Annotated in this window: 19 protein-coding genes and 1 pseudogene; 17 read left to right on the forward strand and 3 right to left on the reverse strand. The window is 52.4% G+C overall.

The features are described 5' to 3' along the window. Positions 1-560: 560 nt before the first annotated feature. The 3 genes from AB4Y93_RS13910 to AB4Y93_RS13920 all read right to left on the reverse strand — a co-directional run bounded on the left by AB4Y93_RS13910 (position 561) and on the right by AB4Y93_RS13920 (position 2462). A complete protein-coding gene (locus AB4Y93_RS13910) occupies positions 561-1403 on the reverse strand; it encodes a 1,4-dihydroxy-6-naphthoate synthase (protein ID WP_441892857.1) in 843 nt (280 codons plus the stop codon). Then, positions 1400-2062, reverse strand: coding sequence for a futalosine hydrolase (locus AB4Y93_RS13915; RefSeq protein ID WP_441892859.1), 663 nt, complete (start codon positions 2060-2062; stop codon positions 1400-1402). Before AB4Y93_RS13915 ends, AB4Y93_RS13910 begins: the two co-directional genes overlap by 4 nt. 184 nt (positions 2063-2246) lie before the next feature. Further along, positions 2247-2462 carry a hypothetical protein gene (locus AB4Y93_RS13920; RefSeq protein ID WP_441892861.1) on the reverse strand — a complete coding sequence of 72 codons (216 nt, stop codon included), beginning with the start codon at positions 2460-2462 and terminating at the stop codon, positions 2247-2249. A gap of 153 nt (positions 2463-2615) precedes the next feature. Here AB4Y93_RS13920 and AB4Y93_RS13925 point away from each other — a divergent pair, with 153 nt between their 5' ends. The 17 genes and pseudogenes from AB4Y93_RS13925 to AB4Y93_RS14005 all read left to right on the forward strand — a co-directional run bounded on the left by AB4Y93_RS13925 (position 2616) and on the right by AB4Y93_RS14005 (position 23036). Then, positions 2616-3686 (forward strand): lactonase family protein, encoded by a 1071-nt coding sequence (locus AB4Y93_RS13925; RefSeq protein WP_441892863.1) that lies wholly within the window; start codon positions 2616-2618, stop codon positions 3684-3686. 29 nt (positions 3687-3715) lie between these two features. After that, a complete protein-coding gene (locus AB4Y93_RS13930) occupies positions 3716-4645 on the forward strand; it encodes an aminoglycoside phosphotransferase family protein (protein ID WP_441892865.1) in 930 nt (309 codons plus the stop codon). Between the two features lie 572 nt (positions 4646-5217). After that, positions 5218-5760 (forward strand): TetR/AcrR family transcriptional regulator, encoded by a 543-nt coding sequence (locus AB4Y93_RS13935; protein ID WP_441892867.1) that lies wholly within the window; start codon positions 5218-5220, stop codon positions 5758-5760. A gap of 126 nt (positions 5761-5886) precedes the next feature. Further along, positions 5887-7317, forward strand: coding sequence for an MFS transporter (locus AB4Y93_RS13940; protein WP_441892869.1), 1431 nt, complete (start codon positions 5887-5889; stop codon positions 7315-7317). 1244 nt (positions 7318-8561) lie between these two features. Next, complete coding sequence (locus tag AB4Y93_RS13945) at positions 8562-9326, forward strand: YveK family protein (RefSeq protein ID WP_441892871.1); 765 nt, start codon at positions 8562-8564, stop codon at positions 9324-9326. Next, on the forward strand, positions 9313-9999 hold the full coding sequence (locus AB4Y93_RS13950; RefSeq protein WP_441892873.1) for a CpsD/CapB family tyrosine-protein kinase: 687 nt from the start codon (positions 9313-9315) through the stop codon (positions 9997-9999). The genes AB4Y93_RS13945 and AB4Y93_RS13950 overlap by 14 nt, the downstream gene beginning before the upstream one ends. 123 nt (positions 10000-10122) lie before the next feature. Next, complete coding sequence (locus tag AB4Y93_RS13955) at positions 10123-11955, forward strand: polysaccharide biosynthesis protein (RefSeq protein WP_441892875.1); 1833 nt, start codon at positions 10123-10125, stop codon at positions 11953-11955. A 38-nt stretch (positions 11956-11993) separates the two neighbouring features. Further along, complete coding sequence (locus AB4Y93_RS13960) at positions 11994-13385, forward strand: flippase (RefSeq protein WP_441892877.1); 1392 nt, start codon at positions 11994-11996, stop codon at positions 13383-13385. Continuing rightward, the gene (locus AB4Y93_RS13965; protein WP_441892879.1) at positions 13382-14623 is read left to right on the forward strand and encodes a polysaccharide pyruvyl transferase family protein; all 1242 of its coding nucleotides are present in this window, start codon (positions 13382-13384) and stop codon (positions 14621-14623) included. Before AB4Y93_RS13960 ends, AB4Y93_RS13965 begins: the two co-directional genes overlap by 4 nt. Then, entirely contained in the window at positions 14620-15759 is a 1140-nt protein-coding gene (locus AB4Y93_RS13970; protein WP_441892881.1) for a glycosyltransferase family 1 protein, read from the forward strand. Before AB4Y93_RS13965 ends, AB4Y93_RS13970 begins: the two co-directional genes overlap by 4 nt. Beyond that, positions 15749-17110: a hypothetical protein gene (locus tag AB4Y93_RS13975; RefSeq protein WP_441892883.1), complete on the forward strand. Its 1362-nt coding sequence runs from the start codon at positions 15749-15751 to the stop codon at positions 17108-17110. Before AB4Y93_RS13970 ends, AB4Y93_RS13975 begins: the two co-directional genes overlap by 11 nt. Beyond that, on the forward strand, positions 17088-17777 hold the full coding sequence (locus tag AB4Y93_RS13980) for an acyltransferase (RefSeq protein ID WP_441892885.1): 690 nt from the start codon (positions 17088-17090) through the stop codon (positions 17775-17777). Before AB4Y93_RS13975 ends, AB4Y93_RS13980 begins: the two co-directional genes overlap by 23 nt. A gap of 435 nt (positions 17778-18212) precedes the next feature. Continuing rightward, the gene (locus AB4Y93_RS13985; RefSeq protein ID WP_441892887.1) at positions 18213-19496 is read left to right on the forward strand and encodes a glycosyltransferase family 4 protein; all 1284 of its coding nucleotides are present in this window, start codon (positions 18213-18215) and stop codon (positions 19494-19496) included. After that, a complete protein-coding gene (locus tag AB4Y93_RS13990; protein ID WP_441892889.1) occupies positions 19493-20542 on the forward strand; it encodes an NAD-dependent epimerase in 1050 nt (349 codons plus the stop codon). Before AB4Y93_RS13985 ends, AB4Y93_RS13990 begins: the two co-directional genes overlap by 4 nt. 47 nt (positions 20543-20589) lie before the next feature. Next, positions 20590-21651 (forward strand): annotated as a pseudogene (locus AB4Y93_RS13995) (glycosyltransferase family 4 protein); the annotation flags it as partial. A 66-nt stretch (positions 21652-21717) separates the two neighbouring features. Next, the gene (locus AB4Y93_RS14000) at positions 21718-22338 is read left to right on the forward strand and encodes a sugar transferase (RefSeq protein WP_441893315.1); all 621 of its coding nucleotides are present in this window, start codon (positions 21718-21720) and stop codon (positions 22336-22338) included. Positions 22339-22367: 29 nt separating this feature from the next. Next, a complete protein-coding gene (locus AB4Y93_RS14005; RefSeq protein ID WP_167278901.1) occupies positions 22368-23036 on the forward strand; it encodes an acetyltransferase in 669 nt (222 codons plus the stop codon). Positions 23037-23073: the final 37 nt, after the last annotated feature.

Below are 23073 nucleotides of genomic sequence, written 5' to 3' on the forward strand. Positions count from 1 at the left end.
TGAAAAGTAGCTGGTTTGATGGGCTAAACGATGTGGGACATCGTTAAGGAGACGAAAAGGCAGGTTGGGGGAGAGCTATACGATGCGAGACATAGTTAAGGTAGGCGGAAACGTGCGGAAATGTCTTGAAAGCAGCTGGTTAGTTGAGCTAAATGATGTGGGACATCGTTAGGCGTTAGAATGCTAAATTCGTTTTAGGAATGATTGGAAGATGTTATGATATTGAGCAGTCTCTAATTCTGGTTAAGCTGAGGTGATCCTTCTGACTCCGCTGTTACTCTTTTCTTTCGCTTTCATTATTTTTGTAATGCTACTGCCTACTACTATTATCGCTTTATGGGATAAGAAAGACTGGATGGTTGGCCTTTTAGCCTTGCAAATAACCGCTGTGGGGATTGGTGTTGTTCTCAAATACAGTGCTACTACGGTATTATTAACGGGCTATTTCCTCGTGGCGTTTGGCATAATGCTTACCTTAAGCTTATTTTTCAGAAAAGAGAATAAGTAGAAAAAGGGAGTCCCCTGCGCCGAACGGCATGAGGGACTCCCTTTCTTGTTAGTTAACCCTGGAACTCAAGCAGAGCCGGGTCGAAGGCAGGAACGAGGCCTTCTTCGGCTGCACGGGTGAGCAGGGAATGGATAGCGGCATAACCGCTGCTGCCAAGGTTACCGGTGAAGTCATTCACATACAGGTTAATGTGCTGCTGGGCAACGGACGGGTCCATTTCCTGTGCATGCTGCATGACATAGTCCTTCGACGCTTCGGGATGCTTCCAGGCATACTCGACGGATTGTTCGATCCAGCTCGAGATGGATGCCAGATCCAGCGATCGGCGGGCGATAATGGCACCAAGCGGGATCGGCAGTCCGGTATCGGACTCCCACCAGCTGCCGAGATCAACCAGCATAGACAAGTCGTAGTTCTGGTAAGTGAAGCGTGCTTCATGAATGACAAGCCCCGCATCGATCTTGCCATCGCGTACAGCAGGCATAATCTCATGGAATGGCATAACGATGATTTCGCCAACGCCGCCTGGCACATTTTGAGCAGCCCATAGACGGAACAGCAGATAAGCAGTCGAACGCTCGCTTGGCACGGCAACCTTTTTACCGCTTAAAGTAGACGGATTTTCAAGCTTCTCTTTCGTCAAAACAAGCGGGCCGCAGCCCCGGCCAAGTGCGCCGCCGCAAGGCAAAAGCGCATAGTCTTTGAGCACCCATGGCAGAGCAGCATAGGAGATTTTGAGCACATCCAGATCACTGTCGCCGCTGGCTGCCAGGTTGTTGGTAATGTCGATATCGGCATAAGTCACTTCAAATTCCGGCGCGCCGGGAATCAGTCCATGCGTCAAGGCATGGAACACAAACGTGTCATTGGGACACGGGGAAAAAGCAATTTTCATTCGATAACCTCCCGTAATACGGAGCTTGCAGCTTCAAGAGACTGCAGAGCGTCCTTGATCCGCCAAGCGCTGCGGTCACGCGGGCCAACCGGATTCGAGATGGCTCGAAGCTCCAGCACTGGAAGACCAGCCCGGCGAGCAGCAGCGGCAACACCAAAGCCTTCCATCGCTTCCGCGGCAGCACCAGAAATACGCTCGGTGAGCGCAACAGCCGTCTCGGCTGATCCGGTTACTGTAGACAAAGTAAGGACTGGGCCTAATGTTGTCTGTAACCCGGCTTTTTGAAGCGCCGAAGTTAAACGCTCAGCGAGCGTCACATCTACTTCAATAACTGAGGAGCCAAAACCAAGCTTGTCCACGCTGTGGAAGCCTTCCGGTGTTTCGGCACCAAGATCGGCGGCGATAATCGTATTCGAGACGACAAGCGAGCCAACCACGGCACGCTCCTTGAATCCACCGGCGATACCAGCGGAAATTACAAGGCGATAAGCACCAGGACCTGCTAGTGTTAGCACCGTTGCTGTGCTGACAGCTGCTTCAACCGGGCCAACACCTGCTTCCATCACCTCAAAGCGGTTGTCTCCGTGAAGACCGCGCAGGACGGCATCTCGTTCAACCGCAACTGCGGTCATGACGAGTATTTTTCCATTTTCGCTCATACTGCAAACTCCTTTGATATTAAATGAAACGCGCCGCCAAAGGACGGCAAAACATTTCACTTTGGCGATAAAATCTACCTCGTAACGCGGTCGCTCATCTTCGATAAGCTTCAATAATGATTTTCTCACTACTAAAGTAATTATAGACCTGTTAGAAGGGTGTTGTCATTTTTTCGAACGTCCGTTATCGCTTGCGAACCTCAAAAAACTCGCATTCCTGCCTGGTGTAGTAGACGAGGTCGCTTACGCTGGACTGAATGACAACGATGTTGTCGTCGAATCGGACCACGGCGCCGCCGCTGTTCACAATATAATCATCCTTAAAGACACGTACCGGATATTGCCGTTTAACGGCCTCTTCGAAGTCCGGATCGGTAGACAGTTTACGGTTCATAGCCACTATTCTTTTTTCCCCTTTCGCGATTAGTGAATTCGTTAAAAACAGTGTAGGCTTAAATGAGCCTGTTGTCCATGCGGAGCACAGAGCTTGGTTTATGTATTCTAAGAGGGTACAATATAGAGAGCATTTTATAGAAGCAGGAGGAAATAATTCATGACCTTACATAATGAGAAACTTACTGTATTTATCGGATCTTACGCAGAAGCTTCGGCCAGCGGCGTGTACCGGTATGAATTTGATACGACGGAAGGGACGCTTACTCTGCTGGATCAAGCAGCGGGGCTGAAGAACCCAACCTTCCTTAATGTAGACGTGGCTAACCGCAGATTATACGCGATCGCAGAAGGTGTAGACGCTGAAGGGGCGAAGGTTGGCGATGGTGTTGCTTTTTCGATCGAGGGAAGCGAACTTGCTGAATTAAACCGGAAGCTTGCGATTACAGCACCTTCCTGCCATATTCAGCGTGATGCGGACAGCGAATTTGTGCTGCTCTGCAGCTACCATGGAGGCCGGATCAGCCTTGTTTCCTTGACGGAAAATGGTGAGATCGGCGAGCTTCTCGACATTCAGCAGCATGAAGGAACTGGTCCGCATCCGAACCAAAATCAGCCGCATCCGCATAGCACGAATTTCAGCCCGGATGGTAAATATATTTTTGTACCGGATCTTGGTATTGACCGGATTGTGGCTTATACCCTGGATAAAGAAAACCGCAAGCTGGTTCGCCATGGCGAGACCGTTGTGCATCCCGGCGCGGGCCCGCGTCATATGACTTTCCATCCGAATGGTCAGTTTGCTTTTGTCATTAACGAGCTGGACTCGACAATCATTGCTTACCGTTACGATTCGGAAAAAGGTGCTCTGGAAGCGCTGCAGACGGTATCCACTTTGCCTGAGGGTTATACAGAAGCGAACGGCTGCGCAGAGATTGCGATTTCGGAAGATGGCCGGTTCTTGTACGGCTCTAACCGCGGTCATGACAGTCTTGTTGTGTTTGCGGTTGATGGGGACAGCGGCCAGCTTACACTGGTTGGACATGTGTCGACGGAAGGCAAACATCCACGGCATTTTGCGCTGGTACCAGGCGGCCAATTTGCGATTACGGTGAACAAGGATACGAATAATGCAGCGGTGTTCCGTATTGCGGAGTCGGGTATGCCGGTATATACGGGTTATTCGATCGAGATCGCTGGGCCGGTGTGCGTCATTCCTGTTCAGCTATAATATTGCGTGCGTAGGGGGAGAGGTCGGTTATGCAGATTCCTGAGCATTTGAGCGAGACGATTAAATCCGTTCATGGCGAAAAAGGCAAGCTGTGGCTGGCGGATTTCGATCAGCTTTTGCATCATTGTGAGAAGCAGTGGGGGATGACGGTAGAGCTGCCATCTCCTTTTACGTTATCGTTTAATTTTGTAGCCCCGGCTGTGCTCCGGGATGGGACGGCTGCCGTGCTTAAGCTTGGCGTGCCTTGCCGGGAATTCCGCACGGAGCTTGCGGCGCTGCGATTATATGATGGCCGCGGCGCGGTGCGTGTGCTGGCCGCGGATGAGGAGCGAGGCGCGCTATTGATTGAGCGCGTGAGCCCGGGTATGATGCTGGCGGAGTCGGAGCTTGGTGACGACGATAGGACATTGGCGGCCGCCGAGGTGATGCGGCGGATCTTTGTTCCCGCGCCGGACGGGGGAGAATTCCCGTCCGTAGCGGACTGGGCCGCGGGCCTTGGCCGGCTGCGTCAGCGGTATGGCGGCGGCACGGGGCCGCTGCCGGAGCGCGTGGTCAGCCGCGCGGAAGCAGTGTTTGATCGGCTGCTCGGAGAGCGCAGCCGGATGCAGTTGCTGCTCCATGGTGACTTGCACCATGGGAATATTTTGTCTTCGGGAGATGGGCAGCCGGGATGGCTGGCCATTGACCCGAAGGGTGTGGTTGGGGAGGCGGAATACGGGACGATTCCGCTGCTCTTGAACCAGCTGCCGCCGAAGGGGCAGCGGGATGTGATTCGGCGCCGCGTGGAGCTATTGTGCGGCGCGCTTGGTCTTGACCACGCCAGGATACTGGCGTGGGGGTTCGCCCATGTGGTGCTGTCTGCCGCATGGTGCGACGAAGATGGCGTCGGCGATATCGACGGCACGCTGAAAGTAGCGTACTGGTTCGAAGAGCTGCTCGCAGAGTTGCCATCCAGCTAACCCCCACGGCACACTTCCCTCAATAAGTCGGAAAAACCATACTACAGATGGGGAAAGAGTAGTAGTCTAGTTGCTGCGTTGAGCCCAATAAGACGGAAAAACCGTACTGCAGACGGTAAACGAGCAGTCTAGTAGGCTCATTGAGCCCAATAAGACGGAAAAACCGTACTACAGGCGGGGAAAGAGTAGTCTAGTAGGCTCATTGAGCCAAATAAGTCGGAAAAACCGTACTACAGAGCCGAATGAGCAGTCTAGTAGGCTCATTGAGCCCAATAAGACGGAAAAACCGTACTACAGGCAGGGAAATGACCTATTTAGTAGGTGCATCAAGCCTAATAAGACGGAAAAACCGTACTACAGGCGGTAAGCGAGCAGTCTAGAGGACACCTCGAGCCCAATATGTCGGTTAACCCGTACTACAGTGGTAGGCCGAGCAGTTTACATAGAACGATACCTTAAAGCCGACCTCGCGTCGGCTTTTTTCAATCCAAATAAAAAAATCCGCGTGGAAATAGTTGACATTTCCAGTGAAATGAATTAATTTATTGATAAATAAATAAACGAGGTAGCCTATGACGCCAAGAGAAAAAGACTTCACTGCTATATCGAACCGGAAAGATCAGATCCTGGATGCTGCCGCCTCGCTGTTTGCGAATAATGGATTTTATAAGACGACAACGGCTATGGTAGCGGCAGAGGTAGGGGTGACCCAGCCTTATGTGTTCCATTTCTTCAAGACGAAGGAGGGGTTATACCTGGCCGTACTTGAGAGAGCACAGAGTCGGCTAATGCATGCTTTTGCAACGGTTGACGCTCCGCCGGAAAGACTGGCTTATCAGATGGGCAATGCATTTAACGAGCTGATGGCGACACACCGTGATGAGATTCTGTTATGTATGCAGTCGTTTGCAACACCTGAGCCGAATATTCGGGAGATCGTGAAAGACAAATTTGCTGAGATTCATACGGTTGTCACCGAACGCTTCGAACGTGCCGGTCTGCCGAATCCGAGCGCGCAGGCTTCATCCTTTATCGCATGTGGAATGGTCATTACGTTGTCCGAGGTGCTGCAGCTTCCGGTACTAGGACAGCTTGGGCAAACAGGAATGCAATAAAACGCTATTTACATTGATTCTCACCTCTAGACGCGGTCGCATATTTTCGATAGGCCACGGTAGAGGTTTTTTACCGAGTACATTTATTTATCAATAAATAAAGTTCCAATAAAAGGAGAGAATTACATGCTATCTACTGGTTCACGGGTTAGGCTGCTAGTTGTCACTTGTATTGCCCTATTTATGGCGATGCTCGACAATCTGGTTATTGGGGTGGCGCTGCCATCCATCCAGGAAGATTTCCACGCTGGTATGTCCGATCTGCAATGGTTTCTCAATGCCTACACCCTAGCTTTTGCCGTACTGCTTATTCCATTTAGTGTGCTGGGAGACCGGTTTGGCCGTAAAAAGATGTTCCTGCTCGGTGTCGTCCTATTCACCTTAGGCTCGCTTGCTTCTGCTCTAAGTACCAGCTCAATTGAACTTTCGCTGTCACGGGCTTTGCAGGGTATTGGCGGTGCGGCGATCATCCCGCTTAGCCTGACGCTGGTGAATGCAGCATTTCCTCCTGAGAAACGTGCCGCGGCTATCGGCCTATGGTCTGGCATATCCGGATTAGGGCTGTCCATTGGTCCTTTGGTCGGTGGTATTATTGTCAACGGAGCTCCTTGGCAGATGGTCTTCTGGATTAACGTACCGATTGGGATTGTTGCAGTTATTTTCGGGGCATTTTGGTTGACGGAATCGAAGGGAGAACGCAAGCCTTTGGACCTGCTGGGTATTGTACTGCTGGGCACTTCCTTGTTTGGCATTGTATTCGGATTAATGCGTGGCAACTCGGAAGGCTGGGGAACAGTTGATGTCTGGGGATCGATGGCAGGCGGGGCAGTCCTTCTGCTGGCGTTCTACCTGTGGGAGCGCAGCCGGAAGCAGCCGTTCGTGCAATTCGAATATTTCCGTAACCGGACGTACAGTGCCTACTTGTCGGCTGGTTTTTGGATGAATGCGGGGATCTTTGGTGCGATCTTCCTGCTGACTTTGTTCCTGCAGCAAGCTCAAGGTTATTCTGCTCTTGGGGCAGGGGTAAGGGAAATGGCATGGACCGTATGTACGATGATTTGTGCGCCGGTTGCGGGATTACTAGTCGGACGTTACGGTACCAAACGAATCCTGCTCTTTGGACTATTGCTGCAGACAGCTGCGATGATCTATATTGCAATACTTATTATCAATCAAGGCGCAGTCTTCCCGTTTGCCATTCTAGTCCCAGCAATGGTTGCGGCAGGCGCAGGTATGGGCTTCAGCTTTACGCCGTTATCCCACGGTATTCTTACATCTGTTCCGGAAAATGCGGCAGGTGAAGCAAGTGGCTTAAGCAATGCGTCGCGTGAGCTTGGCGGTGTGTTTGGCGTAGCGATCAGCGGTCTTGTCTTTGAGAGTGGTGGGGCTATTACTTCACCGGAGGCTTTTGGTGACCATCTCGTTCCTGCACTATTCGTGCTGGCCGGTATGCTGGCTTTGGGCTTCTTGTCGGTTGCTCTCTTCATTAGAGGAAAGCATAAGCAGTCCTCCTCCAAGGAATCTACGACTAACGTTCGAGTCGAAACAAGCAATTAATATTGTGTATTTAAAAAGAGCCTAGTCAGGTCCAATTGGATCTGACTAGGCTTCTTCTGTATGTTGGATTTCCTCCAGTAAAACAAAGCTCATACAGCCAACTGCTACTCTACACTGGATTTCCTCCACTATAATAGCCTCATTTTGACGTTCTCAAAAGGAATTCATTCGATTCTGTTGGATGAAATCCAGTCTAGCTTTATGAGGATGTCCCGAGGAGTAATTATAGTGTAGAAAATCCAACGTAGCGCGCTAGTTAGGTGAAATGTGAGAGAGGTGGGTGAAAGGACAGATGGTTCGAATAGAAGAACGTCAGGTAGTTAGTTGAGCATGGTGCTCCAATGAAGGATACAGGGGGTGATAATGGAGAAAAAAAGCGGTTGGATGATATGACAAATGGATAAAGTCGTGCTTAAACGGCTGGCAATTGAGTGAGAAAAGCATCCAAACGAGTGAGAATGAGCGCGAAATTATAATGGGTGTTGTCATAAAACCCCTCCTACAGGCGGCCTAGGGGACTCCCAAAAAGGGTTGCTGCTGCGCTCAAACCAATTGTCCAATGTCCTACCGCTGGACTAGGTTATTTACAATTAGTTCAAAGGAGATGGCAAGCAACTAGCGTAATAACAGTTTTTTTCGACCACTAGTATCCTTTATGAAGAAAAACGACATCAAATGTTCATGAATTGCCATTGCTCAAGCCTTCATTTACTGCTTGATTCTGCCTAATCAGGGTCAATAGACTATAAAATAAGGACAAACCTAGGCCAACTGGCAGGAAATCGGGAGGGTTGTCCTTTATGAGAATACTCTTATCATTTTTGACCTGCCGGGCAATATCCCGATTCTGCTACTGTCTGTGGCAAAAGTCCTTGCATTTTACTCGGCATTAACCTCCGCACACATTTTTTCCTCATGCTTCCATATTCCGCAGAGCGCGCTGTTACGCGGAAAATCACGATTTTTGCGAAATCCTGACTCTATGCCAATGGATGTGTTTTGGATACCTAGAAATACATCGATTTTGATCGAATAATTCATCAATTTACTGGAAATAATTCTCTCTTTTTCATTAATTCATGATGAGAAATATGAAAAGCTAGGAAATTCAGCATGCAATAATAATCAAAAAATGATAACAGCCGCCTAATTGAAAATATTACCTTCTTCCCTCATTGTCAGGGGGACCCTTGTGACATAATCAAAGTCGAATGTTGATGAAAGGGATGGAGGTTATTGTCGTTTTGAGCAGCCAATTGGATTTAAAGGAAATAGTGTGGCTCGTTCGGAAAAAGCTTTGGCTCGTCATTATCGTGACCATTATTGGTGCGACAGCGGCGGGAGCCTATAGTGCATGGGTGATGAAGCCTGTCTATCAAGCCTATACGAAACTGATCGTCAACTCGACAGCGGGTCAGGCGGGATCGTTCAAGCTGGATCTGAATATGATCAACACAAATTTAAGCTTAATTAATACGTACAAGGAAATTATCCGTACCCCGGCCATTATGGACCTAGTGGTACAGAAACATCCTGAGCTCGGGCTGACGACGGATCAGCTTATGCATAATATCCGGTTCAGCTCGGTAAATGGGACGCAGGTTGTTACCATTTCTTACTTGGACACGGACTACAAAAGAGCAGCACAAGTGGTTAACACAGTCTCCTATGTATTTCAACAGCAAATTCCACTCATTATGAAGGTCGACAACGTGTACATCCTTCATACAGCAGACCTCGATGATCAGCCTGTGAAGGTAAAGCCGGATACGAAGCTGAACACGGCAATCGGTTTTGTCGCAGCATTCCTACTCTCGGTTACACTTGTTCTGGCCCTTAACTATTTCGATGATACGATCCGCACGGAAGCGGATGTGGAACGGTATCTTGGCCTTCCTACGCTGGCAGCCATACCGAATATTAAGCAAGGTGATTTGAAGCCGAAAACACACTCTATAAGTAAGACGACGAGTACAGGGAAGGACGGTGAGAAGAATGTCACGCAGTGATCTTAAACTTCGCCCGGTTGTAGCCGACGCAAATCCGACTTCTCCGATCTCAGAAGCATACCGAACCTTACGTACGAATCTGCAATATGCCGAGACGGATCGTCCACTGCAGCTGCTCATGGTGACTTCGGCGGGACCAAAGGAAGGCAAATCAACAACGATCATGAATTTGGCGGTTACTTATGCGCAGATGGAAAAGCGAACGATTCTTGTTGATGCGGATCTTCGGAAGCCTACAGCCCATTTCACTTTTGGCTTAAGTAATCGAACGGGATTGTCGCATGTCTTATCCGGACAGGCAGATCTGAGAGAAGTGGTGAAGGAAAGCCGTATACCGGGGCTTGATGTGATGACCTCCGGGCCGATTCCGCCAAATCCTTCGGAGCTGTTAGGTTCATCTCGAATGGATGCACTGCTCGATCAGCTTCGTGAGCAGTACGATATCGTCTTGATCGATACCCCGCCGGTACTTGCAGTTGCGGATGCGCAGGTTGTGTCCTCCAAGAGTGACGGTGTGCTGCTTGTCGTGAATGCTCGTACCGGTAAAAGACAGCATGCAATCAAAGCACGGAATGCACTGCAATTCGTGCAGGCAAGAATCGTTGGTATTGCCCTCAATCAAACCGCTCACCGCGATGCGGGACCTTATTACGAATACGTGGAACGGACGTGAGAGGACCACAACCTAAAGCGGTATAGACCTGATTAGAACAAGTTGATGCTTATGAAGCAAGAATTACTTCACAATTCTTTAAGCAGATGCTTGCTTCACAATTCTTTTAAGGAGGAATTCATTGTGCTGGCTCATTATCGGACAAAAGTCATTGTAGCGGGGGATTTGGCAGCTATGCTTGTCAGCTTCGCTATAGCGTATGCGCTTGAACCATCAGCTCCGCAAGGCGGGGCTATTGCCTGGCTGGCTTATGCAGCTTTAGCAGCAGTCGTCGGGTTCTGGAGGCTTCATCGGATGCGGCTTCACCGCCGGATCTGGCAGTATACCGGTATCTCCGACATGCTCTGCATGCTGCAGGTCGCACTGGCTGCGGCTATTATCCCGTTTGCTGCTTGGTGGGTGATGCAAGGTGAAGCATATACGCTCTTGATGCTGCATCACGCAGCAGGCATCTTCTTGCTTATGGCTGGCCCGCGCCTTACCTGGCGTATCTTCTGCGATAAATACAGCGTAAGAAAGCCCGCTGTTGATAGCCGCCGTGCCTTGATCATCGGTGCAGGCAGCTGCGGTACGCTGATCGCGAAGGAAATGCAGCAGAACGATGGCGTAAGCGTAACGCCGGTAGGTTTTATTGATGACGACCCATATAAGCACCTGATGGATGTCCTTGGTCTACCTGTTCTAGGCAACCGCCGGGAGATTGCTTGCGTCGTGGAATCACATCATATTGACGAAATTATTATCGCGATGCCGTCGGTATCGAAGTCGCAAATCTCTGAGCTTGTTAACCTTTGCAAAACAACGAAAGCCAAGCTGAAGATTGTACCGGATCTGCAGGATATGATCGATAACCGCGGTGCGGCAGGCCGGATGCGGGATGTCAGCGTTGAAGACCTGCTCGGGCGTGACCCGATCCGTACGGATCTCGAGCATATTGCCGGCTATGTTCAAAATAAAGTGGTGCTCGTAACAGGTGCTGGTGGTTCAATCGGCTCAGAGCTTTGCCGCCAGATCGCGCCTTTCGCGCCAAGCAAGCTGCTGCTTCTTGGCCACGGCGAGAACAGTATTTATACGATTGAGATGGAAATGCGCAGTCTTTTCCCTCATCTGCCGATCGAAACAGTTATTGCAGATGTGCAGGACCGGACGCGTATCGATAGCGTATTTGCTAAATTCAAGCCGCAGGTTGTCTTCCATGCCGCAGCGCATAAGCATGTGCCGCTGATGGAGCGTAACCCTGCAGAAGCGATTAAGAACAACGTATTTGGTACCAAAAATGTAGCCGAATGCGCAGATGCATATGGAGCAGAGCGTTTCGTGCTCATCTCCACAGATAAAGCCGTTAACCCAACAAGCGTCATGGGAACAACGAAACGGATCGCCGAGATGTTCATTCAAAGTCTCGACATGCACAGCAATACGAAGTTTGTAGCGGTGCGATTCGGCAACGTGCTTGGCAGCCGCGGCAGCGTTATTCCGCGGTTCAAGGAGCAGATTGTGAAAGGTGGCCCGGTGACGGTTACGCATCCTGAGATGGTGCGGTATTTCATGACAATCCCGGAAGCCGTTCAGCTTGTTATCCAAGCAGGCTCATTCGCCAAAGGCGGCGAGGTATTCATTCTCGATATGGGCAAGCCGGTTAAAATTTACGATCTGGCTGTTGACCTGATCCGCTTGTCTGGCTACGAGCCGCATGTCGATATCGACATTACGTTCTCCGGTATGCGTGAAGGCGAGAAGCTGTATGAAGAGCTGCTGACAAATGAAGAAGGTCTTACTTCGACGATACACAATCGAATCTTCATCGGCAGACCTGTACAGCTCAACCGTAAAGATCTTGATTTCGAAATTCGCAAGATGGAAAAGGTGCTTGGACAGCATCCGGATGATATCCGTGCGGTTCTGCAGCATCTGGTGCCAACTTACCGGAACGGCGGCGCCACAGCTGTTGGTTAATGAATTCTTTTCAGCAATTCTTTTTAGGAGAGTGCAGCATGAAGGACGGCGAAAAATCGGGCGCTTCAGCCATCAAGTCTGTCCGAACGCTTATAACAACTCGGCTTAGCCGGGGAGGAGGCGCCAGCTTCCTAATCAATTCGATTGGCATGGGACTGGCGATGCTGCTGCAGATCGCACTGGCAAGACTTCTTGGTGTAGCAGATTACGGTATTTATGCCTTCGTAACGACAGTTGTTACGTTTATGGTGTTTCCGGCGAAGCTTGGCTTTGATACGGCAACGGTTAAGCTCGTCTCTGCCTACCGGGTAAAGGGAGACTGGCCTCTGATTAAAGGCCTCTTGCGCCGCAGTAATCAGATAGGCTTCACCCTCTCCATTCTTACTGCGATCATTGGCATTGCGGTTGTGGCTTGGATGGACTGGGGCAGTGGGAAGCAAAGCGAAACCGCTGATCATGCGAAGACGATTGCTTATATCGCTGGTTTTGCCGCCATTCCGCTTCTGACGCTTGCAACCTTACGTCAAAGTGCATTGCAAGCGATGAAGGACGCGTTGTTCGCACAGCTGCCGGAGAAGATTATCCGGCCGGTGCTGACCATCGGCTTTGTCGCTGCACTTGGGGCAGCGGGCGTGAAGCTTGGCGCTGCTCTGGCGCTGCTCTGCTATCTGCTCGCAACAGCGGTCACCTACGTGATTGGTGCCGTTGTGCTGAAGAAGCGGATCGGCACACAGACCGCGGCAGTTGTTCCTAGCTTTGAGACACGGGGCTGGCTGCGATTATCATCGTCGTTAATGGTTAATGCCGGCATGTATTTAATCCTTGGACAATTAAATGTGTTAATGATGGGGTTTATGCGGGGAGAGACGGAGTCGGGCTTATTCTCCGCAGCAGTTCGATTGGCTGTACTGGTATCGTTCATGCTGACGGCGGTCAATATGACGGCTTCGCCGCTTGTATCGGAAATGTACGCGAAAGGCGACATGAACGGACTGCAGCGGGTGTGCAGACGGACAGGCCGAATTGGTTTTGCATTCGCGGCTGTCGTTTTTGCCTACTTCGTCATCTTCGGACATTGGACGCTAGGATTGTTCGGCGCCGAGTTCACGAAGGCGTACCCGTCGCTGCTCATTCTGGCCTTTGGCCAACTGTTCAGTGCTTACTGCGGGCAGAACGGTACGGTAGCTACTATGACCGGACGCCAGAACTCATTGACTAAAATACTTATTGCTGCAGCGGTAGTGAATGCAGGCCTTAACGCGCTGCTTATTCCGCAGCTTGGCATGCTGGGCGGCGCACTTGCTGCTACTTTATCTCTTATCGTCTGGAACTCAGCGGCCGTGCTGCTCGTCAGTCGTAAGCCTGGTGTGCAGACGCTTGCCTGGGCGCCAAGATTATCACTTGTTAGAAAGAGGGGGAATTACTCGTGAAGAAAGTATTGCTGGCGGGGGTTCCGAAGTCGCCAAATTTAGGGGACGGCCTCATTGCCTATACGTTAAATCGCATTATCGCTATGCGCGGCAAGCATCAGGTTATCCATTTTGATCTGCTGGATGGCCGCTGTGATCAATCGATGCCGATCTACTCGGCTCGTGGTGGTCTGCATTATGCGATTGCTGGTGCTCCAGCAGCAAAGGCGGCGCAAGCCGCTTCGGCACCAGCCCTTAAGCTGAACAGTGCCGGCTCAAGCAAGAAGATGACGCCGGATGCCCTTCGCCGCTTGAAGGCTTATTGGCTGCATCGCAGCAAGAACGAGAAGCTGAACGGCGAACTGAAGAAGGCAGTTAGTGAGTCGGAAGCGGTATTTATTGGGGGCGGACACCTGCTGATCGATACGTATTGGACGTTCCCGCTGGCTGTCCGTCGTGTGGCGGAAGAAGCCAAACGTCAAGGCAAGCCACTTCATATTCTGCTTGTTGGTGCACGTGGACCTTGGAGTGCGCAAGCAAAGCGCTGGCTGCTTGGGGTTTGCCGGTATGCCGCTTCTATTGCTGTGAGGGATGAGGACTCGCGGCGTTTTCTGCTTCAACTGGATCCAAGGCTGGAGAGTAAGACGGTTACTTTGGCTGACCCCGCGCTGTTCACGCCAGAAGCCTTTGGTTTGACGGAGGTATCCGCTGGTGTTGAAAGACCAGGGAAACGGAAGATTGGCCTCGGTATTATGGATCCCCATGAGATGAATCGTCACTGTGAGCTCCGCTGGGAACGTGAAGACTGTGCCGATTGGTGGGCTGCTGCAGCGAAGGAGGCTCTTGCAGCCGGTCATGAGGTAAGCTTGTTCACCAACGGTGCAGCATCAGATAACGCTTTTGTTGAGCAATTTGTAAAGCCTCGGTTGAAAGGTGTACCGGGTGTCGAGATGACGCCGTATCCAACAACAGTTGAGCAGCTTGTTGGCACGATTGCCGCCTGCCATACCGTTATTGCGCAGCGTCTTCATGCCTGCATCCCGTCGCTTGCGATGGGCAAGCCGACATACGGACTTATCTGGGACCGGAAGCTTGAAAATATTTTCGCCGATCTCGGCATGTCCAGCCAGCTAATCGACTTCCGTGAAAGCAGGCAGCAGCTTGCTGCGGCAGTGGAAGGCAGGATGGCCGATTCGGCAGAAGCCATTAATGATAAAAAACTGCAGCTCTATGAACATATCGGGAGAATACTGCCATGAGCCATAACAAAATCAAAGTGCTGCACGTCGTTGGACGCATGCATCCAGGCGGCATCGAGACGTTGCTGATGAATGTTTATCGGAATATTGATCGGGACAAGTACGAATTCCATTTTGCCGTACAGTCGCCGGAGCCTTCTTTCTATGATGAGGAGATCCGAGAGCTTGGCGGGACAATCTTCGTTCAGCCGCCGCCGAAGGACGGAATTCGTTCCTTCCGCAAACAGCTGATGGAGAACATGAACAAGTACGGGCCTTATGCTGCGGTTCATAGTCATGTATTTGGCTTCAGCGGCTATGTGCTCAAGCTGGCTGACAAGCTCGGTGTACCTGTGAGGATCAGCCATAGTCATAACACAAGCGACAGTAAGTCATCCTCGCCGCTGCGTAATATCTACCGGTCGTATATGCGAGGACTGATCCGCCGTCACTCTACGGACATGCTGGGCTGCTCACGCGCTGCTTGTGAATCGCTCTTTGGCTCAAGCTGCTGGAAGGATGGACGGGTTGATGTATTCCCGAATGCAATAACACTTGCTCCTTATGAGTCACTCGTTCAGGAGAACCGTCAGGAATTGCGCCGTCGCTTCGGGGTATCGGATGATGAATTGTTGATTGGTCATATCGGCCGGTTCAGCAAACAAAAGAATCATGCGCTGCTGCTTGATAGCTTTGCCTTCCTCGTGAAGCAGCGTCCGAAGTCGCGTCTCTTGCTTTGCGGAGACGGTCCGCTAAAACCTGAGATGGAACGTAAGGCGAAGGAGCTTGGAGTAGCAGACAAAGTCAGCTTCCTTGGCCTTCGTAAGGATGTACCGGAGCTGCTAGGTGCGCTGGACGCATTCGTGCTTCCATCCTTGTACGAAGGACTTGGCATTGTGCTCATTGAAGCTCAGGCGGCAGGAGTACCATGCTTGATCTCGGAAGGTGTACCACGTGAAGCGGATCTGCGGATTGGTCTAATCGAGCGGCTTGCGGTGAATGATTCACCGGAGCGCTGGGCAGAAGCAATGGCTAGTCTGGCAGAGCGCAAAGGCCATGGCGGCGGGGAATGGCAGGCAAGAGCGGCAGCATTAGGAGAGCGCGGCTACGATATTCGCGTAAGCGCGGCGAAGCTGGAGCGATTGTATGCAGGCTGATCGTTTTATCGATTCGCGGAAGGTCATGCTGCTCGGCTATTCCGTCCTCCTGATCCTGACGGCGAAGTGGGCTTTTGCCGCGGATGAAAAACTGTCGCTGATTCTATACTGCGGGCTGCTGCTTCCGTTCTTCGTGCTCATGCGCTGGCCGAATGCGCCGGTGCTGCTGATGGTAAGCTTCACCGCCACGCTGGCGGGTAAAGCAATCTATGCGGCAACCGTTAATCCGCTTGCCGGACCAGATGAGATTCATTACTACGAGCAGGTAACGACCTTCGAGAAGCTGTCGCAATTTATGCCGTATGCGATGGAGCAGGTACAGAACGGCTGGATGAACATTTCCGCCTATCCGGTATTCGGCATGCTCTATATGCCATTCTTCAAATGGCTGGAGCTGGATGATCCGCTGGCGATTATTTTGTTCAATACCGTGATATTGATCCTGATCGTGAATAACGCCTACAAGCTGAACGAAAGCCGCTTTGCTTACGCGCTTCCTGATCCGGACAATGCGAGACAGCCGTTTATTCTGATCTCAGTCATCGGGCTGATGCTTAGTCCGTCGCTGATGTACATGTCCTCTTTGTTTGCAAAAGACATTACCTGCGTATGGCTGGGGCTGCTAGGGGCGATGCTGCTGCTTCGCAAAAGGTGGCTGTTGTTCATCATCGTTGTGCTGTACTCCACTGGGCTTCGGGATTACGCGGTAATATATACACTTTGTTTTTATTTCTTATATACGCAGCGGATTCGTACTGCAATTGGCGTCATGCTTGCCGCCGCGGGGCTTTTGTTTATGCAGATTGGACCTCTTGGCATCATCAACGCCGGGATGCTGTCGGTCTTCTTGTTCATTAGTCCAAACCCGATTAATTTCAGCAACTGGGAGCCGGAGCTTTTGCTTCGGACACTGGAAGCAGTGTTTATGGGGATTATCCTCATGATCTCGGTCTATCAGGCCATCGTCTACAAAGAGACACGGAAGTTTTATCTGATGGCTGCGGTGCTTATCTTCACTTATGCCTGCGCGCTGGTGTTGGTCGGATACGTGACGATTACGGGCCGAGAGCTCGACTACGGTGTAGGGACAATCGGGGATAACATGGTGCGCAAGAAGCTTCCTGTTCTGCCATTGATCTACACCATCAGCGGTTATGCGCTTGTATGGTGCCGCAAAATCTTTATTCTGAAACATCGGAAAATTCAGTTATTAGAAGCTGAACAAAAAGGTGAGCTGCAGCAGCTTAATACGGCTGGTATGCCGCTTGGAGGAACAAAATCTCCTGCTTGGCATGGACGGCTTGCTGGAGGAAAGGGGGACGATGGACATGCAGGAACAAGAACAACATAGGGCAGGTGAATGGACGAGAAATCGCTTGGAACGCAGCAGCGTGCATAAGACGAAGAAACGGGGCCGCGATCAGTTCGGTAAGTTCCGGGGGATTCTTCGCTTGACGGAAAAGGTACTGAAGCCGCTGCCGAGGCCGCTGCTTCAGTGGATGTGGGTACTAAGTGATTGGCTACCGGATCTGCCGGGTGTGGCTATGCGGTACGTCTTGCTAAGACGACTCGCCAAACGCTGCGGCGATAACGTGTTGATCGGACGCTCCGTGGAGCTCCGTTATCCGGAGCGGCTTGTAATCGGCTCGAATGTGAGTATCCATAAGCAATGCTATATCGATGCTTATGGCGGACTTATTATCGAGGACGAAGTATCGATTGCGCATCAATCGTCGCTTGTCTCGTTCCAGCACACCTGGAACGACCCATCGCTTCCGATCCGCGACAATCCCGTGCTGGGCTCGGCCATTCGCATTGGCCGAGATGTCTGGATCGGCTGCGGCGTCCGCATCCTCGCCGGCGTAGAGATCGGCGCGCGAGCGGTCATTGCTGCAGGCGCGGTTGTCACCAAGCCGGTCGCCGCAGGCATGCTGGCGGCCGGAGTGCCAGCCCGCCCCGTGAAGAGTATCGGGGCGGCAGCGGGTTCCGCGCCGCATGGAGGCGCGGAAGGCGACTAAGGCCGGAGCGCCAAAAGCTGAGTAGGAAGCGTGGGTCTGAGTTCGCGCAAACATCGAAGGTAACTAGTAACCTTAACGGAATACAAAGGCCAGCCCGAGGCGGTAAACCCGCCGCTGGGCAGGCAAATAAGACCTTGCGAGGGCGTTATTCGCCCCGCGCAGGGAAAGAACAGGGCCAATAAGACCCCCGCAGGGTCTTATCAGGGCCCCAAGGCCAGCCCGAGGCGATAAACCCGCCGCTGGGCAGGCAAATAAGACCTTGCGAGGGCGTTATTCGCCCCACGCAGGGCAAGAACAGGGCCAATAAGACCCCGGCAGGGTCTTATCGCGGCCCCAAGGCCAGCCCGAGGCGGCGAACCCGCCGCTGGGCTGACAAATAAGACCCTGCGAGGGCGCTATTCGCCCCGCGCAGGTCACTAGAAGGAGGGAACAGCAATGAACGTGCTTTGGGCACATGACCATACGTTTTATTTTAACGAATCGGGGAAATTTTTCTCTGGCGGCAAGCTGCCTTATGCAGTGTGGGAACGGTATCTTGGCGTTTTCGACCAGATAACGGTCGCCTGTCGGGGTAAGAAGGCATCAACAGATGCCGATATGGCGGGCAAAACGTTATCGAGCGGACCAAACGTCGACTTCCTTGTACTCCCGTCACTCAGCAATCCAGTCAATAAAATGACGAAGCGGGGCTACATCGAGCAATTGCTGAAAGAGGCAATCGGCAAGGTCGATGCCGTTATCGCACGTGTACCAAGTGAGATTGGAGCTGAGGCAATTCGGGTTGCACGTCTAATGGGCAAGCCTTATGCCGTTGAGGTTGTTGCTTGCGCTTGGGACGGCTTATGGAATTATGGCAACCTGCAGGGCAAATTGTATGCACCGTTCTCGCTGAATCAGACACGGGCCATCGTCAAAGACGCACCTTACGCGCTCTATGTAACGGAGAAGTTCCTGCAGCAGCGTTACCCGAACAACGGTGGACAAACGGAATCCTGCTCGAACGTGGAAATTCCTGAGCCAGGTGATGAAGTGCTGACACGGAGACTGGAGCGTCTTCAGGCAATGAGCCCGGATGCACCACTTACGATTGGCCTGATCGGCTCGTTGAACGGCCGTACGAAAGGGATCGACATCGCTCTTCGTGCGATTGCAAAAGCGAAATCACAGCTGCCGGCAACACGCTTCCGCGTCCTTGGCGACGGAGACCCAGCGCGCTGGCAAGCAATGGCGGACAAGCTTGGCATCGGCAGTCTTGTATCGTTCGAGGGTGTACTTCCAAGCGGTGGAGCTGTATTCGAATGGCTGGACGGCATCGATCTTTATCTGCAGCCAAGCTATCAGGAAGGGCTGCCGCGGGCAACGATTGAAGCGATGAGCCGAGGATGCCCGGTGCTTGGATCTACCGCAGGCGGTATTCCGGAGCTGATTCACGACAGCTGTCTGCATCGTCCGGGGCAGGTCGGCATCCTTTCAGAGCAGATCAAGCGGGCGACATTCGACCGCAGATGGCTGAAAGAGCAGGCGGAGCGGAACTTTGGCCGGTCACGGCAGTTCACGAAGCAGCTTCTGGATGCGAAGCGGCAGGCGTTCTGGCAGTCTTTTGGCGATGCGGTAAAGCAAGGCTCGATCAAAGAAACCATTCCAGTGGAGCAAGTCCGCGTTGAACGTGTAGAGCGTACTGAACAAAGCGACAGCAGAGAAAGGGTGGAAGCGTTATGACGATTTTGGTAACGGGAGCGGCTGGTTTTATCGGCTTCCATTTGAGCGCGAGATTGCTGAAGGAAGGTAAGCGTGTCGTCGGATTAGATAATTTCAACGACTACTATGATGTGCAGTTGAAACGGGATCGTTTCGCCCAGCTGCTCGCATCGCCATCTTTTGTAGGCGCCGAGCAGGATCTGGCTGATTACGAAGGGCTGCTTAACCTTATTCGTGCAGAGGGAGTAACAACGATCGTTCACTTGGCTGCACAAGCGGGAGTACGGTACAGCATTACCAATCCTTTTGCTTATCTGGAGACGAATCTGCAAGGCTTTGGCCATGTGCTGGAAGCATCACGTCAAGCGGGCATCAAGCATCTGATCTACGCTTCCTCAAGCTCTGTCTACGGTGCAAATGTGAGCATGCCGTTCTCGGTGAACGACAATGTCGATCATCCTGTCAGCCTTTATGCAGCTACGAAAAAATCTAACGAGCTTATGGCGCATGCCTACAGCCATCTCTATAATCTGCCGACGACGGGCCTTCGGTTCTTCACCGTTTACGGTCCATGGGGCCGCCCGGATATGGCGTACTTCAGCTTCACACAGAAGATCATGAAGGGCGAGCCGATTCAAGTGTTTAACGACGGCAAGATGCAGCGTGATTTTACGTACATCGATGACATTGTGGAAGGCATTTACCGTTTGCTCGATCATGCGCCGCAGCCGAATCCCGAATGGGACCGTGTGCAGCCGGATCCAGCAACCAGCTATGCGCCTTACAAGGTGTACAACATTGGCAACAACCAGCCGGTTGAGCTGATGAAGTTCATCAATACGATTGAGGACAAGCTGGGGCATAAGGCGGTTATGGAGTTTAAGCCGATGCAGCCAGGTGATGTAATGGCGACTTACGCGGATATTGACGGTCTGATGGCAGACGTGGACTTCCGTCCGGAGACGACGATTGAGGAAGGCATCGAGCGTTTTGCGCAGTGGTACAAGTCATATTATGGCGGCGAAGCGACAAGCCTGGAAACGGCGGTAAAGGCGGCGGGAAGATGACGCAAAAGATAGCCCATATATGCACTTCCGGCATCAGCCACAAAATTATGGGCGACAAGCTTCGGCTGCTTCAGCAGCAGGAAGGGGTTGAGGTGACGTTCATCACTTCCCCTGAAGGGGTGGATGAAGGGCTGATGAAAGAAAAAGCCTATCCGTTCGAGTGGAAGCTCCTTCCGATGGCGCGTACCATTCAGCCTGCTGCAGACCTGCGTTCGATTATCGCCATGTATAAGCTGTTCCGCCGTGAGCGGTACGATATTGTGCATACCCATACTGCAAAAGCGGGGCTGATCGGACGTATCGCAGCGAAGCTTGCCGGTGTTCCGGTTGTTATTCATACGAGTCACGGATTGCCATTCTATGAAGGGCAGCCGAAGAAAACGTATTTTGTATATAAAATGCTCGAGAAGTTTGGCGCATTATGCAGCCATGCACTGGCTTCGCAGAACGAGGAGGACGCAGGTGTGCTGCGGAAGCTGGCGCCTTGGCGGCCGGTGTTCGTGGAGGGCAACGGTGTTGACCTCGAGCGGCTGGACAAGCTGGCAAGCGCGGTTACCCCGGAACAGACAGCGGAGCTTCGGATGAAGAATGGCATTGATCTGGAGGAAAAGGTCCTGTTCATGGCGGCTCGTTTTGAACCGGTGAAGGATCATTTTCTGCTGCTGGATGCTCTGACTGAATTGAAATGTGCGAATGCGCTGAACTGGGTGACGGTGCTGGCGGGACAAGGTCCACTGGAGCCGGCGATGAAGCGGTATGTGGAGGAAAGCGGACTGTCTGATGATGTGATCTTTGTTGGGCAGCAGTCTTCTATTATTCCGTGGCTTGTGATGGCCGATGCGGTTACGCTGACCTCGGAAAAAGAAGGCATTCCTCGCTCCCTGATGGAAGCGATGGCGCTTGGCAAACCGATTGTTGCCACCGATGTGCTTGGCACAAGGGAGCTTGTGGCGCATGGCGAGACGGGGCTGCTTGTTCCCTACCGCGATCCGATGCAGCTTGGTGAAGCACTTGGAACGATGATGAACTCACCAGATCTTCGCCTCAAGATGGGTGAAGCTGGACGCCGCCGAGTTGAAGCGGCATTCACGGAGGCACGGGTAGTCGAGCGGCTGATGCAGCTCTACCGCAGCACGGAGCGGCGGCAGGAACGTGCGCGTAAGGTGTCTTTTAAGCTGAACGCATTTGGCAAAAGGCTGTTTGACCTGGTAGCAAGTGTGCCGGCAGCGCTATTGCTGTCGCCGGTTATTGCGGTAGTCGCCCTGCTCGTGAAGCTGAAGCTTGGCTCGCCTGTAATGTTCAGGCAACAGCGGCCGGGGCGGTATGGCAACCCTTTCTATGTAATGAAGTTCCGAACGATGCGGGATGCTTGCGATCGGTCGGGGCAACCGCTGCCCGATGAAGCAAGGCTGACGTCCTTCGGCAAGCTGCTTCGCAAGCTGAGCCTGGATGAGCTGCCACAGCTGTTTAATGTGATTCGCGGCGATATGAGCTTGGTAGGGCCGCGTCCTTTGTTAATGGAATATCTGCCGCTTTATACCGAAGAGCAGGCGCATCGCCATGATGTTCGGCCGGGTATTACCGGCTGGGCGCAGGTGAATGGACGTAATACCGTCTCCTGGGAAGATAAGTTCAAGCTTGATCTGACGTATGTCGAGCGGCAAAGTATATGGTTTGATTTTCGCATATTGGTACGCACTGTGGGGAAGGTGCTGAAGCGTGATGGAATCTCAAGCGCAGGTCAGGCCACCGTTCAAAAATTTACAGGATCACGGGAAATGGGGAATGCATCATGATTAGCGGTCATACGGAGCAATACCGGGTAATGGAGGAGCCTGCGAGGCGTCCACTTATCGTAGTAGGTATGGGCGGACATGGGCGAGTGCTGATGGATATTGCCCGCGTCTCACAGACCTACCGGCTGGCGGCCGTACTGGATGACCGCTTTTCAGGAGTGGAGCTGCGAGGCGGACTGCCTTATGGTCCGATCTCAACGCTGAAGCATTTTCTAGCAGATGAGCCGGGCATGCATGTGGTGATCGGGATCGGTGACAACCGGACTCGGAGAGCTATCGTAGAAAAGCTCGCTTTGCCCGAGTCCTCTTACGCGGTGCTTGTGCATCCTGCGGCTGTTGTCGCGGAGGATGCTCGCATCGGGCTTGGCGCCGTCGTAATGCCCGGCGCTGTTATTGGGCCCGGCGCCGCTGTTGGCGCTCACGCCATCATTAACTCCGGCGCCGTCGTCGAGCACGACGCGCTGGTTGGTCCGTTCGCGCATGTATCGCCGAACGCGACTATGGCCGGTGCCGCCGCCGCAGAGGAAGGCGCACATATCGGCAGCGGCGCGGTGCTCATTCCGCGCATCCGCGTTGGCAGCTGGTCCGTGCTAGGTGCCGGCGGCGTTGCCGTCCGAGATATCCCCGGCGGCAAGACCGCCATGGGCGTGCCGGCACGGGTCGTGACGCCGCGCCGCAGCATTGAGCAAGCGCTGTAAGACACATAAGCAACAACAATTCGAGGAGTGATCACGA

Source organism: Paenibacillus sp. YAF4_2, assembly GCF_052113225.1.
GTDB lineage: Bacteria > Bacillota > Bacilli > Paenibacillales > Paenibacillaceae > Pristimantibacillus.

What these genes read in the sequence shown, in the direction of transcription:
- AB4Y93_RS13910 (WP_441892857.1), bottom strand. Translation starts at nt 1,403, where the DNA reads ATGAAAATTGCTTTTTCCCCGTGTCCCAATGACACGTTTGTGTTCCAT.
- AB4Y93_RS13915 (WP_441892859.1), bottom strand. Translation starts at nt 2,062, where the DNA reads ATGAGCGAAAATGGAAAAATACTCGTCATGACCGCAGTTGCGGTTGAA.
- AB4Y93_RS13925 (WP_441892863.1), top strand. Translation starts at nt 2,616, where the DNA reads ATGACCTTACATAATGAGAAACTTACTGTATTTATCGGATCTTACGCA.
- AB4Y93_RS13930 (WP_441892865.1), top strand. Translation starts at nt 3,716, where the DNA reads ATGCAGATTCCTGAGCATTTGAGCGAGACGATTAAATCCGTTCATGGC.
- AB4Y93_RS13935 (WP_441892867.1), top strand. Translation starts at nt 5,218, where the DNA reads ATGACGCCAAGAGAAAAAGACTTCACTGCTATATCGAACCGGAAAGAT.
- AB4Y93_RS13940 (WP_441892869.1), top strand. Translation starts at nt 5,887, where the DNA reads ATGCTATCTACTGGTTCACGGGTTAGGCTGCTAGTTGTCACTTGTATT.
- AB4Y93_RS13950 (WP_441892873.1), top strand. Translation starts at nt 9,313, where the DNA reads ATGTCACGCAGTGATCTTAAACTTCGCCCGGTTGTAGCCGACGCAAAT.
- AB4Y93_RS13960 (WP_441892877.1), top strand. Translation starts at nt 11,994, where the DNA reads ATGAAGGACGGCGAAAAATCGGGCGCTTCAGCCATCAAGTCTGTCCGA.
- AB4Y93_RS13970 (WP_441892881.1), top strand. Translation starts at nt 14,620, where the DNA reads ATGAGCCATAACAAAATCAAAGTGCTGCACGTCGTTGGACGCATGCAT.
- AB4Y93_RS13975 (WP_441892883.1), top strand. Translation starts at nt 15,749, where the DNA reads ATGCAGGCTGATCGTTTTATCGATTCGCGGAAGGTCATGCTGCTCGGC.
- AB4Y93_RS13980 (WP_441892885.1), top strand. Translation starts at nt 17,088, where the DNA reads ATGCAGGAACAAGAACAACATAGGGCAGGTGAATGGACGAGAAATCGC.
- AB4Y93_RS13985 (WP_441892887.1), top strand. Translation starts at nt 18,213, where the DNA reads ATGAACGTGCTTTGGGCACATGACCATACGTTTTATTTTAACGAATCG.
- AB4Y93_RS13990 (WP_441892889.1), top strand. Translation starts at nt 19,493, where the DNA reads ATGACGATTTTGGTAACGGGAGCGGCTGGTTTTATCGGCTTCCATTTG.
- AB4Y93_RS14005 (WP_167278901.1), top strand. Translation starts at nt 22,368, where the DNA reads ATGGAGGAGCCTGCGAGGCGTCCACTTATCGTAGTAGGTATGGGCGGA.